This window comes from Arthrobacter sp. GW822-FHT05G07 (assembly GCF_058799755.1).
In genome coordinates this window covers 1-14,927 of record NZ_JBXALT010000001.1, presented here as the reverse complement: position 1 = coordinate 14,927, position 14,927 = coordinate 1, and the positions used below count along the sequence as shown (strand labels likewise).

Below are 14,927 nucleotides of genomic sequence, written 5' to 3'. Positions count from 1 at the left end.
TAGGGGCCGCGAACAACGGTCCGCTGCCGCTATCTCTCCGTGACCACCGGCCGCTCCGGCACATGCAGGCGGGACATCACGCGATTCACTGAGGCCGGCACGCGGTTCTTCGTCATGATCGACACCGTGACGGTCACCGCGAAAGCGGCCGGAACGCTCCACGCCGCGGGCTGCGCCAGCCACGCGGGCGCGTTCCCGGGACCCATGAGGGTGCCTGCCACCATGGCTCCGCCACAAAGAAACGCGCCGGTCAGCATGCCCGCTATAGCGCCCGTATCTGTCAGCCCACGCCACCAGATCCCCAGCAACAGCACAGGGCAAATGGTGGATGCAGTGAAGGCGAAGACCAGTCCAACGCTTCCAGCCAGGGCCAGGGTGTCCGTCATCAAGGCAAAACCCAAAGGCACGACGGCGGCGAGCAGCGCTGCGAGGCGGAAACCCTTGACGCTTCCTCCAAAGAGGTCCTGGCTGATGACGCCGGACAGCGAAACCACCAGTCCCGACGTCGTGGACAGGAACGCGCCGAAGGCACCGGCCACAACCAGGGCAGAGAGCATGTCTCCGGCCACGCCTCCCACAAGCCTGCCGGGCAGCAGCAAGATCAGGGCATCGGCCTGGCCGGACTGTGCGAGCTCCGGCGCGAACATCCGTCCTACGGCGCCGGAGAGCGTGGGAAACAGATAGAAAACAGAGAGTAGTCCCAACACAATCAACGTTGTCCGTCGGGCCGATTGGCCGTCCGGGTTGGTATAGAACCTCACCAGGACGTGCGGCAGGCCCAGTGTGCCGAACAACAGTGCCACCAACAGGGAGATGTGTTGGTACGCCCCTGCAGCGCTTTGGCCGGTGGGGTTGACAGGCAGTGGCGCCTGCGGCTGTGCACCGTTGCCTGATAAGACCAGCAGGACGAACACCACAGGCACTGCCAAAGCAGTCAGCTTCAGCCAGTACTGGAAGGCCTGCACAAAGGTTATGGAGCGCATTCCGCCTGCTACCACCGTGAGGCACACAACCAGTACCACCGCCGTCGAACCTACCCACGACGGCAGGCCGGTAGTGATCCGGATGGTGAGCGCCGCGCCGTGGAGTTGGGGCACGATGTACAGCCATCCAACGGCCACCACCACGAGGCTGGTCACTCGGCGGACCAGTTTGGAGTCAAGGCGGGCTTCGGTGAAATCCGGAATGGTGTAGGCACCGGATCGACGCAGGGGAGCGGCGACGAAGAGCAGCAGCATCAGGTAACCCGCGGTGTAGCCCACCGGGAACCAAAGCGCGTCAGTTCCTGAAAGCAGGATCAGCCCGGCGACTCCCAGAAAGCTGGCGGCGGACAGGTACTCGCCGCCAATCGCAGAAGCGTTCCACCACGGCGGAACCGTTCGTGACGCAACGTAGAAGTCGCCCGTGGTGCGTGAGATGCGCAGGCCGTAGAAGCCAATGACCGCCGTTGCAATGGAAACGGCCAGAAACGCGAAGAGCCCAACAGCAGGGTTCACTTGTCCTCCACGAGGTCCCGGTAGCGGGCCTCATTGCGGGCAGCGCCGCGGTTGTACAGCCAGGCACTTAGTCCGATCACCGGGTAAATACCGGCTCCCAGTACCAGCCAGTCCAAGGGGATGCCGAAGATGCGGGTCTCCGCAACACCGGGCCCGTAGACCAAGAACAAAGCGATCACGGCGAGGATGACCAGGAAGCCACAGCCCACCACCAAGGCCAACCGCAATTGGGAGCGGATGAGGGATCGGACAAAAAGTCGTCCCGAATCCGAGTCCTCGGCTACCTCGCGTGGGTATGGCACCCTGCCCGGAGCCGCCGTGGCCGATCGGCGTGGGGCGGTGACGCGGACCCGCGTCATCCCTGAGGCCGGATGCGGGTGGACTGCAGCTTGTCCCGAACGGAAGGCAGATGGCGCCTGCTGATGGGCAGCTCGGCACCGGCCACCGCCACGCTCGGCCCCGTTGCGGCGAGCTTGAGGTGCTGCACGTGCTTCAAAGCGATGAGATAAGAGCGATGGATCCGGATGAATCCCGCGTCCGCCCACTTCTGTTCAAGATCGCTGAGCGGAACACGGATGAGATAGCTGGCCTCGGCGGTGTGCAGCCTTGCGTAGTCGCCTTGGGCTTGCACGTAGGTGACGTCGTCGCGGCGGATCATGCGGGTGGTGCTGCCCAGGTCCACCGTGATCATCTCCGGCGCGGGGGCTCCGTCCTTAATGAGCTCGCTGATCCGGTCCACCGAACGCGAAAGCCGTTCCGCTCGGAGGGGCTTCAGGAGGTAGTCGATTGCGGCGAGGTCGAAGGCTTCCAAGGCGCAGTCTTCGTCAGCGGTGACAAAAACGACGGCGGGCGGACTGCTGCTGCGGGAAATGGCGCGTGCGATGTCCAAGCCGGAAAGCGCCGGCATATGGATGTCCAGGAAGACAGCGTCAACGGACTCTGTTTCCAACGTCCGCAGCGCCTCGGCCCCGGACGATGCCCGGTGGATGGCACCAATCCGCTCATCCCGGCCCAGCAGGAACGCAAGCTCCTCCACTGCGGGCAGTTCGTCGTCAGCGACGAGCACGTTGATCATGATTAAAGACTAACCGCCACCTCAGGCATCGTGTCCTGGCTGGGATTTCGGCACCCTCATGGTGATCATGGTTCCTTCGCCAGGGGCCGTGTCGATGACAAGTCCATGTTCGTCCCCGTATACCTGCCGGAGGCGGGCGTCCACATTCCGAAGCCCCACGTGGTCGCCGTCCGTGTGCCCGGCCAGCACTGACCGCAGATGCTCCGGGTCCATTCCCACGCCGTCGTCCTCAATGGTGACTTCCGCGAACGCCCCGGAATCGTTGGCGCAAATGGTGATGCGTCCGGGGCCTTCCTTGGCTTCCAAGCCGTGCCGGACCGCGTTCTCCACGAGGGGTTGGAGGCTGAGGAACGGGATGACCGTGCTCAGGACCTCTGGAGCGATCCGCAGGCTCACTTGGACGCGCTCGCCGAACCTGGCCCGCTCCAGCAAAAGGTATCGGTCGATGCAGCGCAGTTCTTCAGCCACTGTGGTGAAGTCACCGTGGCGCCGGAACGAGTATCTGGTGAAGTCTGCGAACTCCACCACCAGCTCCCTTGCCCGGGCAGGATCGGTGTTGATGAACGAGGCGATCGCGTTCAGCGAGTTGTAGATGAAGTGGGGGCTGATCTGCGCACGCAGCGCCCTGACTTCAGCTTCCATCAAAAGGGTGCGCGACGATTCCAGCTCTGCCAGATCAAGCTGGGCGGCAATCCAGTCGGCAACCTCGCTGGTGGCCCGCACCAACCCGGCCCCGGCCGCAGGTGCCAGTGCAGCCACTGAACCAACCACCCTGGACCCTGACCGGATCGGTGCGATAACAGCGCTGAAATCGTGGTGTCCGTGACCTGACGTGGAGGTGGAAGGATGTCCGGCGCGGGGGACCACTACGGTGCGCCCGGTGGTCAAAACTTCCTCTGCGAGCCGCATCAGGGATAGCCGAAGTTCCTCAGCGGCACCATCCCAAGCGAGTACCGAGTCCGTGTCCGTGATGGCCAGGGCATCGCAGCCCAACAGGACGCGCAGCTGCTTGCTTGCCTTGGCTGCGCCGGCGGGGTGAAGACCGCCGCGAAGGTGCTGCCCGGCCTTGGACGCTGCATGCAATGTGTTGTACGTAGCGCGTTCGGCGTCCGTGCCCAGCTCGCGGAATGAACGGATCACCTTAAGGCCAACACCCACGACGACGGCGACGGCCAGCACGATGACTGCGATCGCGGCTGCGGTGAAAAGCGGGGAATCGGGCATGAAGCCAGCGTAACCGGACGCGCTGCCGCGTCGCTGACGTTGGCCCGGTTACTCCCTCGCAGCCACCGTTTGGCGCAGCGTCACAACCGTTGAGCGACGGTAGTGAGCGAATCTCTGGAACAGGAACCGGGCGGCGTTCGATAGTGATTGCAGTCACATTAGCTAGGTGTGTGGAGCTGATGTGGACACATCACAATCAGGAGGAACCATGGGTAATGAGGCCCAACCCCAGGACGCAACGGCGTCCGTGGACTTCCAGGAAGTCCAGCAGACGGAACGGTTCAAGACACTGCGCAAGCGGCACCGCAGCTTTGTCTTTCCAATGGCAGTCGTATTCCTGCTCTGGTATTTCGCGTACGTTCTCTTGGCCGACTACGCGGTCGGCTTCATGTCCACCAAAGTGTGGGGCAATATCAACGTCGGGCTGATTCTCGGCCTGCTTCAGTTCGTCACTACGTTCGGCATCACGGCATGGTACGTGAGCTACTCCAACAAAAACCTGGACCCGATCGCGGCTGAAATCCGCAACGAGATCGAGGGCCACGAATTCGATAAGGATGGCAATGTGATCAGCGGGGCAGCCAAATGAACACCATGGTCCCCGCAGCAGTCAACGTCGAAGCCCTGAAAGACACCACGCTCCTCAACATGGGTATTTTCGCCCTCTTCGTAGCTGTCACCATGGTGATCGTCTTCAGGGCCAGCCGGAACAACAAAACCGCGGCTGACTACTACGCAGCCGGGCGCTCTTTCACGGGCTCCCAAAACGGCACGGCCATTGCGGGGGACTACCTTTCCGCGGCATCATTCCTGGGCATCACCGGTGCCATCGCCATCAACGGATACGACGGTTTCCTGTACTCCATCGGCTTCCTGGTGGCGTGGCTGGTAGCGCTGCTGCTCGTGGCTGAGTTGCTTCGCAACACCGGCAAATTCACCATGGCTGACGTATTGTCCTTCCGGTTGCGTCAACGCCCGGTCCGGATCGCAGCGGCACTATCCACCCTCGCTGTCTGCTTCTTCTACCTCCTCGCCCAAATGGCCGGCGCTGGCAGCCTGATCTCGCTCCTGCTCGGCATCAGCGACTGGGGCGGTCAAGCCCTGGTGATTATCGTCGTCGGCGCTTTGATGATCATGTACGTGCTCATCGGCGGCATGAAAGGCACCACCTGGGTGCAGATCATCAAAGCCATCCTGCTGATCGCAGGCGCCGCAGTGATGACGGCCATGGTGCTTGCGATCTACGGCTTCAACCTGTCCAACCTGCTGGGTTCCGCAGCTGAGGCCGCCAACAACCCGAACATCCTCAACCCGGGCCTGCAGTATGGCAAGACGGAAACGTCCAAGCTCGACTTCATGTCCCTCGGCCTTGCCTTGGTCCTGGGAACCGCGGCGTTGCCGCACGTCCTGATGCGCTTCTACACCGTCCCCACCGCCAAGGAAGCACGGAAATCCGTTGTGTGGGCGATCTGGCTGATCGGCCTGTTCTACCTCTTCACCCTGGTACTGGGTTATGGCGCCGCGGCACTGGTCGGTGCAGAAACCATCAAGTCCGCACCCGGCGGCGTCAACTCCGCCGCACCGTTGCTGGCCTTCCACCTCGGTGGCCCGCTGCTCCTGGGCTTCATTTCGGCGGTCGCCTTCGCCACCATCCTTGCGGTGGTGGCCGGGCTGACCATCACGGCGGCTGCATCCTTTGCGCACGACATCTACGCCAATGTCATTGCCAAGGGCAAAGCCGATGCGATTACCGAGGTGAAGGTGGCCCGCCGCACTGTACTGGTGATCGGTGTCCTCGCCATCCTGGGTGGCATCTTCGCCAACGGCCAGAACGTTGCCTTCCTGGTGGCACTGGCTTTCGCGGTCGCAGCATCGGCGAACCTGCCCACGATCGTCTACTCCCTGTTCTGGAGGAAGTTCACCACCCAAGGCGCGGTATGGAGCATGTATGGCGGCCTGGCTGCGGCGATCCTGCTCATCACCTTCTCGCCCGTGGTCTCGGGCGCCAAGACGTCCATGATTCCCGGAGCCAACTTCGCGTTCTTCCCGCTGAGCAACCCGGGCATCGTGTCCATTCCTTTGGCCTTCTTCCTTGGCTGGCTCGGAACGGTCCTGGACAAGCGGCGTGAAGATCCGGCCAAGCAGGCGGAGATGGAGGTGCGCTCGCTGACCGGCGTCGGTGCTGAAAAGGCCGTGGACCACTAGGCCGGCCAACGTAACACCGGCACCACGCCGGGACCTCAAAGAAGGCTCCTCCTGTGAACCGCAGGGGGAGCCTTCTTGCGTGTGCCACCTTGCGTCAGCCTTTCTTCGTGACGAACATTCACTTTTTCAGGCTCAGCCACTCCTTCAACTGCTCCAGCGGCCAAGTGGTGACAATCCTCTCCTTGGGCACTCCCAGGGTTTCGGCACGCTCAGCCCCGTACTGCAGGAAATCAAGCTGACCGGGCGCGTGCGCGTCGCTGTCGATGCTGAAGAGGCAACCGGCGTCGAGGGCCAACTTGATGAGATCGTCAGGAGGGTCCTGCCGTTCGGGCCGGGAGTTGATTTCCACGGCAACGCCCCACTCCGCGCACTCTTTGAAGACTTTGGCGGCGTCGAACTCGGACTCCGGCCGGGTGCCCCGCGATCCCTGGACCAAGCGGCCCGTGCAGTGCCCCAGAACGTTGGTATGAGGATCACTGATGCCACCCAGCATCCTCGCGGTCATGGTTTTCTTATCGCTGCGAAGCTTGGAATGGACGCTGGCAACCACTACGTCCAACTTGTCCAGCATGTCTGCGGTCTGGTCCAGGGTGCCGTCCTCAAGGATGTCCACCTCGATTCCTTTGAGCAATCTGAAGCCATCCTGTGAGGAATTGATTCCTTCCACCACACCCAGCTGTTTCTCCAGCCGTTCGACGCTGAGACCATTGGCGATGGTGAGGTTGGGGGAATGGTCAGTCAGGGCCAGGTACTCGCGTCCGAGGGTGCGGGCTGCGGCAACCATGGCTTCGATGGGGGAGCCGCCGTCAGACCAGTTGCTGTGGCTGTGAAGGTCCCCGCGCAATGCGGCCCGCATGGTGTCACCTCCGGAAGCCAATGCTTCGGTGCCACGCGTCCGCAGATCAGCCAAATAGTCGGGGACACTGTTCTCCATGGCCTGCGTAATGACTTCCGCACTCCGGCTTCCGACGCCCTTGAGGCTCGTGATCCGCCCGCTGTTGACCAGCTTCGCCAGTTCCTCCGGCTGAAGCTGTCGGACGGCGTCGGCTGCTTTACGGAAGGCCTGGACCTTGAAAGTGGGTGCTTGGCTTCGTTCCAGCCAGAAGGAAATTTCGTCGAGCGCCTCGATGGGATCCATGGCTCCATGATCCACGAACCAGGCGCACCATCAACAGTGGGCAGTGTTGATGGTGCGCCGGTCCAGTCGCCGCCTAGTGGTGGCGACCCGGGTCCAGGGCGGGATTGTAGCCCTGGCCGTTCTTTCCGTCCGGGGCCTGGCCGTGTTCGCCGTGCGGGACGGCATGCTGGCCGGCCATTGATGCTGCCAGGCCGGGTGTTGCCACTGTTGCAACAACGACGGCGGCTCCGAACGCGGCTGCCAGAAGCCGCCCGGTCCTTGGCTGGCCGTGGGCGCCGCCGTCGTTGGTCTTGTGCTGCCGCCTCAACCAGCCCGCTCCGGCAAGTGCCATGAGCGTCAGGCCTAGGGCGGCAAGGTGGCTCACGTCGAGTGAGCGCTGGGTGGAGACGCCGGCAGCCATGACTGCGATGTGCGCAGCGGCAGCGGCTGCCAGGGCTGGAACCGCGTAACGGTCGAAGACAAGTGAGTTGCGGTGAAGTCCCCACAGTGACCAAGCCAGGAAGGCCAGGCCAGCTGTGAGGGTAGCCACGCCCGCAACCACCAAGCCGGGTGTTACGGAGTTGGTTCCGGTGAGGTACCCGGCTGCAACGGAAAGCTCAACCATCCCGGCCGCCATGGCCGCGAAGTACACGAACAGCAGGGCGGCTGCCTTCAATGTGGGGTGGTTTCTGCTTTCCATGGCTCCTGCCGTCCTTTCGCTCTTGCTGGCGTAGTGGGTGATCAGGCGCGGGCGGAAGCTACGGCGGCCTTGTCCTGGGACAGTGCCACGCCCAGCAGGACTACTGCGCTGGCAAGGTGCAGGACGTTGTCTGCGCCGTTGAGGGCGATGATGTTCAGCGACGAACCCACCAGGAAGAGTCCGAGGATACCCACCAGCAGGTAGACGCCACCAACAGCGGTGTTCACGGACTTGGACAGCGTGACGCTGTTCATGCCGGCGTAGAGAAGTGCAGCGCCGATGGCCAAGTGAATGATGTTGTGAAGCGGGTTCACGGCGAAGATGATCAAGTTGGCGCCCTCGGTGGCGAAGAAGCCGATTCCCGAGGTGACAAAGAATCCGAGCACGCCTACCAAGAGGTAAACGGCTCCGAAGATGGTGGCGATCAGGCGATTGGGCGAAGTACGCATGGTCCGAACCTTCCGGTGATGGCCGGAAATCCCGGCCGTCCTGCTGAGCCCCGGCTGGGGCTCTCAAGCAGTGATTCGGACCATTGGTGCAGGTGGATGGGTGGTGGACCGGATTATTTTTCCGACGCCTGGGACCGGGGCCTAGGGGCGCAGGAGGATGCTGCTGATCTTGAGGTCGTTGCTGCCCTCAAAGATGTAGTGGAGTTCGATCGCCTTGCCGTCGCATTGCAAGGTACCGGCCAGGTCAGCCTCGTTGTTTCCGTTCTCCGAGTTCACGCTCACGGAGTTATAGTTCGGCTTGCATGAGCTGTCCAGGTCCAGGCTGGCTATACCGTCCAAGAACGACTGTTTGTCCAACTGGTCCTTCAGCGGCTGGCTGAGGTAGTTGTCGTATGCCCGCTCTGTTTCGCCCTGCACCACCAGATTGGTGAATTCGTCGGCCAGGGACCTCGCTTTGGACGTTGCGTTGCCCACGAGGTTGACCAGGATCAAAACGCCCACCACGGCCAGCACGATCACACCTGCAACAATGCTGAGCACGATCCACAGCACTTTGCGGCTCTTTTTGGGTGGCTGCTGGCCGTATTGGTAGCCGCCCTGCGGATACGGGTTTTCGCCCTGGGGGTTTGGGTTAGGGGCGTAGGGGCCGTGGCCTGGAGACGCGTACTCCGGGTTGCCTTGGGGAGCAGTGGGCGACGGCGGTTGTTGCCACTGCGGGGACACGCCGCTCTCTGGTGTGCCACCGCTTTGCGGGGCGTAACCGGGTGCGGGCGGAACCGGAGGCGGGTTGTACCCGGGTTGAGAGTTGTTGGGCTTGCTGGGTTCTTGCGGGTTGCTCACGGTAGTGCCCCTTTCGGCAGCCTTCGGCAGCGCCACCACCTGGCCGGGGACCTCTGGCCGGCCCCGATGCGTCCTCTTGCATCAAATCGCATGTCAGGTTCCACGGGCAAGAGTGCGCCCGGAATAAACTGCAGCCAGCGGAGGGGTTTCAGGCCTCGGTGCGCCGCCCCAGCAGTGGCTGCACCCGGTACGGGATCATTTCCCGCATGGCAAGCGCCGTATCCGTCCGGTCCACGCCGTCGCAGCCGAGAATCTTGCCATTGATGCGGTAGAGGTCCTCCGCATCCAAGGCAACAACGCGTAACAGCAGGTCCGCGGAACCGGTCAGGCCGAACCCCTCGAGGATCTCAGGAATGTTCGCCAGGTCTTCAGCCAGTGACGCTAGTTTTTGCTGTTGCACATGAACCGTGATGAATGCGGTGAGCGGGTAGCCCAGCGCCACCGGGTTGATGCGCCGCTCGAACGAGAGGAACGCGTGTTTCTTCTCCAGTTGGGCCATGCGGGCTTGCACGGTATTGCGTGACAAACCCAGCTTCTGCGCGAGTGCTACAACCGTCCCGCGGGGGTCCTTGGCCATGGCGGAAAGGAGCCGGGTGTCAGTGCCATCCAAGGGTTGCATAATGCGCAAGATTAGCACGGCTGCGCCTCCCGAAACAGGGCAGAATGCTCAATTTCGACGAGGGTAGTTGTACCCGATGCCCGTTGTGAGTAGGGTCACAATTAACTCCGGCGAAGGTGCCGGAGGGCCGGTCTGCGGCAGGATCACAAGTCCAGCCAGCGCCGACGAAAACGAGCCGGAAGGTTGCGATCACCTGTGTTGACGGATCAGGCGGGCAAGGGAGTTCATCAAGAAGCTCCGGGCCCAGGACATAGTGCACAAAATCCCTTGAGGACTGGCGGCGATCTGCTGCAGTTGGTGTCGCCGGAAGGCGAGCGCATCAGCCATCCCGAGTTTGATATCTGGGTCAAGGACATCGGCGACGAGCAATTATGTTCCCTGTATGAGGACATGACCGTTATCCGCCGGATTGATGCCGAAGCTACGGCACTCCAACGCCAAGGGGAGCTGGCGTTGTGGCCGCCGCTCCTTGGTCAGGAAGCGGCCCAGATCGGCTCCAGCCGCTCGTTGAGGGACGATGACTTCGTCTTCCCGAGCTACCGCGAAAGCGGGGTGGCCTATGTGCGTGGCGCCCATCTCTCTGAGATAGCCCGCGTGTGGCGTGGCAACGCCTCCTATGGTTGGGATCCCCTGCGCATCAACCTGGCGACGCCCCAGATCATCATTGGTTCCCAGAGCCTGCACGCCACTGGATACGCCATGGGTGTCCAGCTGGACGGTGCCAACACCGCGGTCCTCGCCTACTTTGGTGATGGTGCCACGAGTGAAGGCGACGTGAACGAGGCCATGGTGTTCGCCGCGAGCTATCAGGCTCCTGTGGTGTTCTTCTGCCAGAACAACCATTGGGCTATTTCCGAGCCCGTCCGCATACAGTCCCACGTTCAGCTCGCTGACAGGCCTACCGGATTCGGTATCCCGAGCATGCGGGTGGATGGCAATGATGTCCTGGCTGTCATGGCCGCGACTCGTGTGGCCTTGGACCGGGCGCGCAAGGGTGGGGGCCCCACCTTTATTGAGGCTGTTACCTACCGCATGGGTCCGCACACCACGGCCGATGACCCCACACGGTACCGTGACCCCATCGAGTTGGAGGATTGGGCGGCCAAGGATCCCATCCTGAGGCTGCGCAAGCTGCTGGAAGCCAAAGGCCTGCTGACCGACGACGTTGAAGCCCGTGTCAAGGCGAAGGCCGATGCTGTGGCCGCAGAACTTCGTGCCAGCTGCATTGATATGCCGGACCCGCAACCGTTGGACGTTTTCAACCACGTCTACAGCACCCCCAATTCCTGGATCGAGCGCCAGAAGGATCACTATTCCCGCTACCTGAACAGCTTCAACCAGCCAGTCGAGGAAGGTGCACTCTGATGTCCAAGCTCACTTTTGCCCGTGCCATCAATGCCGGCCTCCGCAAGTCCCTCGAAAACGACCCCAAAGTGGTCCTCATGGGCGAAGACATCGGCTCGCTCGGCGGCGTTTTCCGCGTCACTGATGGTCTGCAGAAAGATTTCGGGAAGCACAGGGTCATCGATTCACCGCTCGCTGAGTCAGGCATTATCGGCACCGCGGTGGGCTTGGCCTACCGCGGCTACCGCCCGGTGTGCGAGATCCAGTTCGACGGTTTCATCTACCCGGCGTTCGACCAGATCGTCAGCCAGGTAGCCAAGATGCACTACCGCACGCAGGGACGGGTCAAGATGCCCATTACCATCCGGGTCCCCTTCGGTGGCGGGATCGGATCACCGGAGCACCACTCCGAATCACCCGAAGCGTACTTCACCCACACCTCGGGCTTGCGCGTGGTGGCGGTTTCCAACCCTCAGGATGCCTACACGATGATTCAGCAGGCGATTGCCTCCGATGATCCCGCGCTCTACTTCGAGCCTAAGCGCCGGTATCACGACAAGGGCGATGTGGATGAGACCCTTGATCTCTCCACCGCCCTTCCCTTGGACAAGGCTGCCGTGGTGACCTCCGGCTCGGATGTCACGCTGGTCGCTTACGGTCCCCTTGTGAAGACGGCCAAGGACGCTGCCATGGCTGCCGCCGACGAAGGCCTTTCGGTGGAAGTCATCGATCTGCGCTCGCTGGCCCCCGTGGACTACCCGGTAGTCGAAGCTTCTGTTCGCAAGACCGGGCGACTGGTCATCACCCATGAAGCCGGCCAGTCGGGTGGCCTGGGCGCCGAGATCGCGGCCAGCATCACCGAACGCTGCTTCCATTACCTGGAGTCCGCTCCGGTCCGCATCACTGGCTTCGACGTCCCGTACCCGTACTCGAAGCTCGAGATGCACCACTTGCCGGATCTGGACAGGATTCTCGACGGCGTGGACCGTGCACTGGGCCGCAGCAACTCGTTGAGTGGACTGGAAGGATGACCGCCACCATGATCAAGGAATTCAGGCTGCCGGACCTTGGCGAAGGCCTGACCGAATCGGAAATCCTGAGCTGGAAGGTGGCGGTGGGGGATACCGTTACTCTGAACCAGGTCATCGCCGAGGTTGAAACTGCCAAGGCCGTTGTCGAGTTGCCCTCTCCCTTCGCGGGAGTGGTGGCAGAACTTCATGAGCAGCCCGGCACTGTGGTGGAGGTTGGCAAGCCAATCGTTTCGTTCGAGGTGGACGACGCCGGATCCTCCAACGGGGGCGGCGCACCGGCTGCTGGTGACCGGTCCGCTGGTGACCGGTCCGTCGTCGACACGGCTGCGAATGGTGCGCCGGCCGCTGTCGCCGCTGAAGCCGTGGGGAGCCCGGCGAAACGAGAGCCGAACCTGGTGGGGTACGGGGCCGTCGTCGAACATTCCGGTCGCCCAACACGGCGTGCCCGCGGAAACGTTCAGGACGTTAAGTCCCCGACGCCGGAGGCTCCGGCGATCGCCGAGCCCGTCCTGTCACGTCAGGCGGACGTGGCCTCCGAGCGTCCGCGTTCTACGCCACCCGTTCGCAAACTGGCCCGCGACCTCGGAATCGACCTTCAGCTGGTGCCCGGTACGGGTCAGGGCGGGCTCATCACCCGTGAAGACGTCCAAAGCTACATCGGCGCAGCGGAAACTGCCCAGGCAACTCCTGTTTCTGACGGGCAAAATGAGCGGGAAAGCCGCACGCCCATCAAGGGTGTTCGCAAATTCACGGCCGCCGCAATGGTGCAGAGTGCCTTCACGGCACCGCACGTGACGGAGTTCCTCACAGTGGACGTCACGGCAACCATGGAATTGCTGGCCAGGCTCAAGGGCAACAAGGCGTTCGAAGGCTACAAGCTGACGCCGCTCACCATTGCGGCCAAGGCAGTGCTGGTGGCAGTGCGGAACAATCCCACCCTGAATTCGCGGTGGGATGAGGCTAGCCAGGAGATTGTCCAGTTCAACTACGTGAACCTGGGCATCGCCGCCGCAACGCCCCGGGGCCTGACCGTTCCGAACATCAAGGACGCTGACCGCCTAACGCTGCGGGAGCTTTCCACGGCGCTGACTGACCTGACGGACACCGCGCGTGCAGGCAAAACCTCGCCGTCGGAGTTGTCGGGTGGCACCATCTCCATCACCAACATCGGCGTGTTTGGCATCGACGCCGGGACTCCTATCCTGAATCCGGGGGAGGCCGCCATTGTGGCTTTGGGTGCGGTGCGGAAGGCGCCATGGGTTGTCAACGACGAACTCGCCGTCCGCCAGGTCATGTCCCTCAGCCTGTCCTTCGACCACCGCTTGGTGGATGGCGAACAGGGTTCTCGGTTCCTCGCGGATCTCGGCGCCATACTGGCCGACCCCGCCATGGTCATGACCATGATCTAACTTGTTAAAGGCTGCGGCGGCCCATCCCTTTACGAGTGCTTGCAGGTAACTGCAGCTAAGGGGTGGGCCGTCGCGCGTTAATCTTCGGTGGGCGTGGTGCGGTTGGAGTGGACGTTGCGCCAGCTGTGCTCCGGCTCGAAGCCCAACAGCCTGCGGGCTTTGTCGATGGACAGCATGGTTTCGTTCTGGCTCAGTTCCTTAAGGACCTCGACGCCGGGGAAGACTTCCGCTGCCAGTTCGGCGCTGCTTCGGCTCATCACGGTATCGGCGGCAGCGATGATGAAGGTCTCGAAGCCCGGTTCACCATGTTCCAGGGCCCGGACCACTGCCAGCGCACCATCCCGGGCGTCGATGTAACCCCAGAGGTTCCACTTGCGGAGCGTTGCGTCGGAGTCGAAAGCCGGGAAGGCATCGTAGTCCTCGGGATCCATGACATTGGAGAAGCGAAGCGCTGTGATGCTGAGGTCAGGGTCCCACCGGGTCAGCTGGATGGCCATCTGCTCCTCCAAGTGTTTGACCAGCGAGTAGGTGCTTTCCGGTCGCGCCGCGTACTCCTCATCCACGGGAATGTAAGGCGGATCAACGTCGAAGGGGAGACCGAGCACGGTCTCACTGGACGCGTAGACCACCTTCTTGATGCCGGCCCTCCGTGCGGCCTGGAAGACGTTGTAGGTGGAGACCATGTTGTTCTCGAAAATCGCGGCGTCGGGAGCCAGGCCGGGTGCCGGGATGGCGGCCAAGTGAACGATCGCGTCCAAGCCGTGGTGCTGATCGTCCAGGCCCAGGATGACATCCACAACCTGTCCGTAGTTGCGAAGGTCCACGTTCACAAAACCACGGCCCCGTGCTCCGACGCGGTCAATGTTGAGCACTTGGTGGCCGTCCTGCGTGAGCCGCCGGACCACGCTTCTGCCCAGTTTCCCGCTTCCGCCCGTGACAGCAATCCTCATTTAGTGCTCCTCGACATTTAGTGCTCCTGGATATGGAGCTGGACCTAACCCGCGATTCCTCGCCGGTTCAGCGTGACTAGGTTTTCCAGCCTATGTGGCACGTCTGTTGAGTGCAGCCCCTAAGGCAGGCCCTGTGAGTCCTAGGAAAACCGGAACGCCCCGCGGGCGTGCGGTTGCCGGCGTGCGCACGGAAGTACGTGCGCACGGAAGTACGTGTCGAAGCATCTGTCACGGGCAGCCAATGATGCTCCGCTAAAGTTCCACGTCAGGCTCGCAGCCGTGAGATCCCAGGCCGGCAACTCCCCCTCATATTTGGTGGGGTGTGTGGTGGTGGTTGCGTCGGGGTTTTTGGTGGGGGTCGATGTGGGGTGGGGGGATGAACCAGGGGATTCCTGTTGTCATGTCGATGCGCCATTGCTCCTTGTGGATGAGGTGGTGGTGGTGGCTGCAGAGCAGGGTGCCGTTGTT

Annotated in this window: 15 protein-coding genes and 1 pseudogene; 5 read left to right on the top strand and 11 right to left on the bottom strand. The window is 62.5% G+C overall.

The window, feature by feature from the left end; translation table 11 throughout:
* Nucleotides 1-29: 29 nt before the first annotated feature.
* The 4 genes from AC1RJY_RS00080 to AC1RJY_RS00065 are packed head-to-tail and all read right to left on the bottom strand — an operon-like array spanning nt 30 to nt 3,795.
* The gene (locus tag AC1RJY_RS00080) at nt 30-1,496 is read right to left on the bottom strand and encodes a sodium/solute symporter (protein WP_011774223.1); all 1,467 of its coding nucleotides are present in this window, start codon (nt 1,494-1,496) and stop codon (nt 30-32) included.
* The gene (locus AC1RJY_RS00075; protein WP_011774224.1) at nt 1,493-1,855 is read right to left on the bottom strand and encodes a hypothetical protein; all 363 of its coding nucleotides are present in this window, start codon (nt 1,853-1,855) and stop codon (nt 1,493-1,495) included. Before AC1RJY_RS00075 ends, AC1RJY_RS00080 begins: the two co-directional genes overlap by 4 nt.
* On the bottom strand, nt 1,852-2,571 hold the full coding sequence (locus AC1RJY_RS00070; protein WP_014921240.1) for a LytR/AlgR family response regulator transcription factor: 720 nt from the start codon (nt 2,569-2,571) through the stop codon (nt 1,852-1,854). Before AC1RJY_RS00070 ends, AC1RJY_RS00075 begins: the two co-directional genes overlap by 4 nt.
* A 21-nt stretch (nt 2,572-2,592) precedes the next feature.
* On the bottom strand, nt 2,593-3,795 hold the full coding sequence (locus AC1RJY_RS00065; protein WP_011774226.1) for a histidine kinase: 1,203 nt from the start codon (nt 3,793-3,795) through the stop codon (nt 2,593-2,595).
* A gap of 208 nt (nt 3,796-4,003) precedes the next feature.
* Between AC1RJY_RS00065 and AC1RJY_RS00060 the strand changes: the two genes are divergently transcribed.
* Together AC1RJY_RS00060 and AC1RJY_RS00055 are read left to right on the top strand one after the other, a co-directional pair.
* Nucleotides 4,004-4,384 carry a DUF485 domain-containing protein gene (locus AC1RJY_RS00060; protein WP_498600847.1) on the top strand — a complete coding sequence of 127 codons (381 nt, stop codon included), beginning with the start codon at nt 4,004-4,006 and terminating at the stop codon, nt 4,382-4,384.
* Nucleotides 4,381-6,000 (top strand): monocarboxylic acid transporter, encoded by a 1,620-nt coding sequence (locus tag AC1RJY_RS00055; RefSeq protein ID WP_011774228.1) that lies wholly within the window; start codon nt 4,381-4,383, stop codon nt 5,998-6,000. The genes AC1RJY_RS00060 and AC1RJY_RS00055 overlap by 4 nt, the downstream gene beginning before the upstream one ends.
* 118 nt (nt 6,001-6,118) lie before the next feature.
* On the opposite strand, the gene AC1RJY_RS00050 is transcribed toward AC1RJY_RS00055, so the two are convergent.
* The 5 genes from AC1RJY_RS00050 to AC1RJY_RS00030 form a co-directional block, all read right to left on the bottom strand.
* On the bottom strand, nt 6,119-7,138 hold the full coding sequence (locus AC1RJY_RS00050; RefSeq protein WP_011774229.1) for a PHP domain-containing protein: 1,020 nt from the start codon (nt 7,136-7,138) through the stop codon (nt 6,119-6,121).
* 73 nt (nt 7,139-7,211) lie between these two features.
* Entirely contained in the window at nt 7,212-7,817 is a 606-nt protein-coding gene (locus AC1RJY_RS00045) for a hypothetical protein (RefSeq protein ID WP_014921242.1), read from the bottom strand.
* Between the two features lie 41 nt (nt 7,818-7,858).
* Nucleotides 7,859-8,266: a DUF4383 domain-containing protein gene (locus tag AC1RJY_RS00040; RefSeq protein WP_011774231.1), complete on the bottom strand. Its 408-nt coding sequence runs from the start codon at nt 8,264-8,266 to the stop codon at nt 7,859-7,861.
* Nucleotides 8,267-8,407: 141 nt separating this feature from the next.
* The gene (locus tag AC1RJY_RS00035) at nt 8,408-9,106 is read right to left on the bottom strand and encodes a hypothetical protein (protein WP_498600844.1); all 699 of its coding nucleotides are present in this window, start codon (nt 9,104-9,106) and stop codon (nt 8,408-8,410) included.
* 148 nt (nt 9,107-9,254) lie between these two features.
* A complete protein-coding gene (locus AC1RJY_RS00030; RefSeq protein ID WP_014921244.1) occupies nt 9,255-9,725 on the bottom strand; it encodes an Lrp/AsnC family transcriptional regulator in 471 nt (156 codons plus the stop codon).
* A gap of 195 nt (nt 9,726-9,920) precedes the next feature.
* Here AC1RJY_RS00030 and pdhA point away from each other — a divergent pair, with 195 nt between their 5' ends.
* Genes pdhA through AC1RJY_RS00015 form a run of 3 tightly spaced genes read left to right on the top strand, consistent with a single transcriptional unit; the run spans nt 9,921 to nt 13,509 of the window.
* Nucleotides 9,921-11,090, top strand: a complete 1,170-nt coding sequence (gene pdhA, locus AC1RJY_RS00025; protein WP_014921245.1) for a pyruvate dehydrogenase (acetyl-transferring) E1 component subunit alpha — start codon at nt 9,921-9,923, stop codon at nt 11,088-11,090.
* Complete coding sequence (locus tag AC1RJY_RS00020) at nt 11,090-12,100, top strand: alpha-ketoacid dehydrogenase subunit beta (protein WP_498600843.1); 1,011 nt, start codon at nt 11,090-11,092, stop codon at nt 12,098-12,100. The genes pdhA and AC1RJY_RS00020 overlap by 1 nt, the downstream gene beginning before the upstream one ends.
* Nucleotides 12,097-13,509 carry a dihydrolipoamide acetyltransferase family protein gene (locus AC1RJY_RS00015; RefSeq protein ID WP_498600842.1) on the top strand — a complete coding sequence of 471 codons (1,413 nt, stop codon included), beginning with the start codon at nt 12,097-12,099 and terminating at the stop codon, nt 13,507-13,509. The genes AC1RJY_RS00020 and AC1RJY_RS00015 overlap by 4 nt, the downstream gene beginning before the upstream one ends.
* Before the next feature lie 77 nt (nt 13,510-13,586).
* Here AC1RJY_RS00015 and AC1RJY_RS00010 read toward each other — a convergent pair whose 3' ends face one another.
* Together AC1RJY_RS00010 and AC1RJY_RS00005 are read right to left on the bottom strand one after the other, a co-directional pair.
* Nucleotides 13,587-14,459, bottom strand: a complete 873-nt coding sequence (locus AC1RJY_RS00010) for an NAD-dependent epimerase/dehydratase family protein (protein ID WP_498600840.1) — start codon at nt 14,457-14,459, stop codon at nt 13,587-13,589.
* Between the two features lie 306 nt (nt 14,460-14,765).
* Nucleotides 14,766-14,927: pseudogene (locus tag AC1RJY_RS00005) on the bottom strand (DUF222 domain-containing protein); the annotation flags it as partial.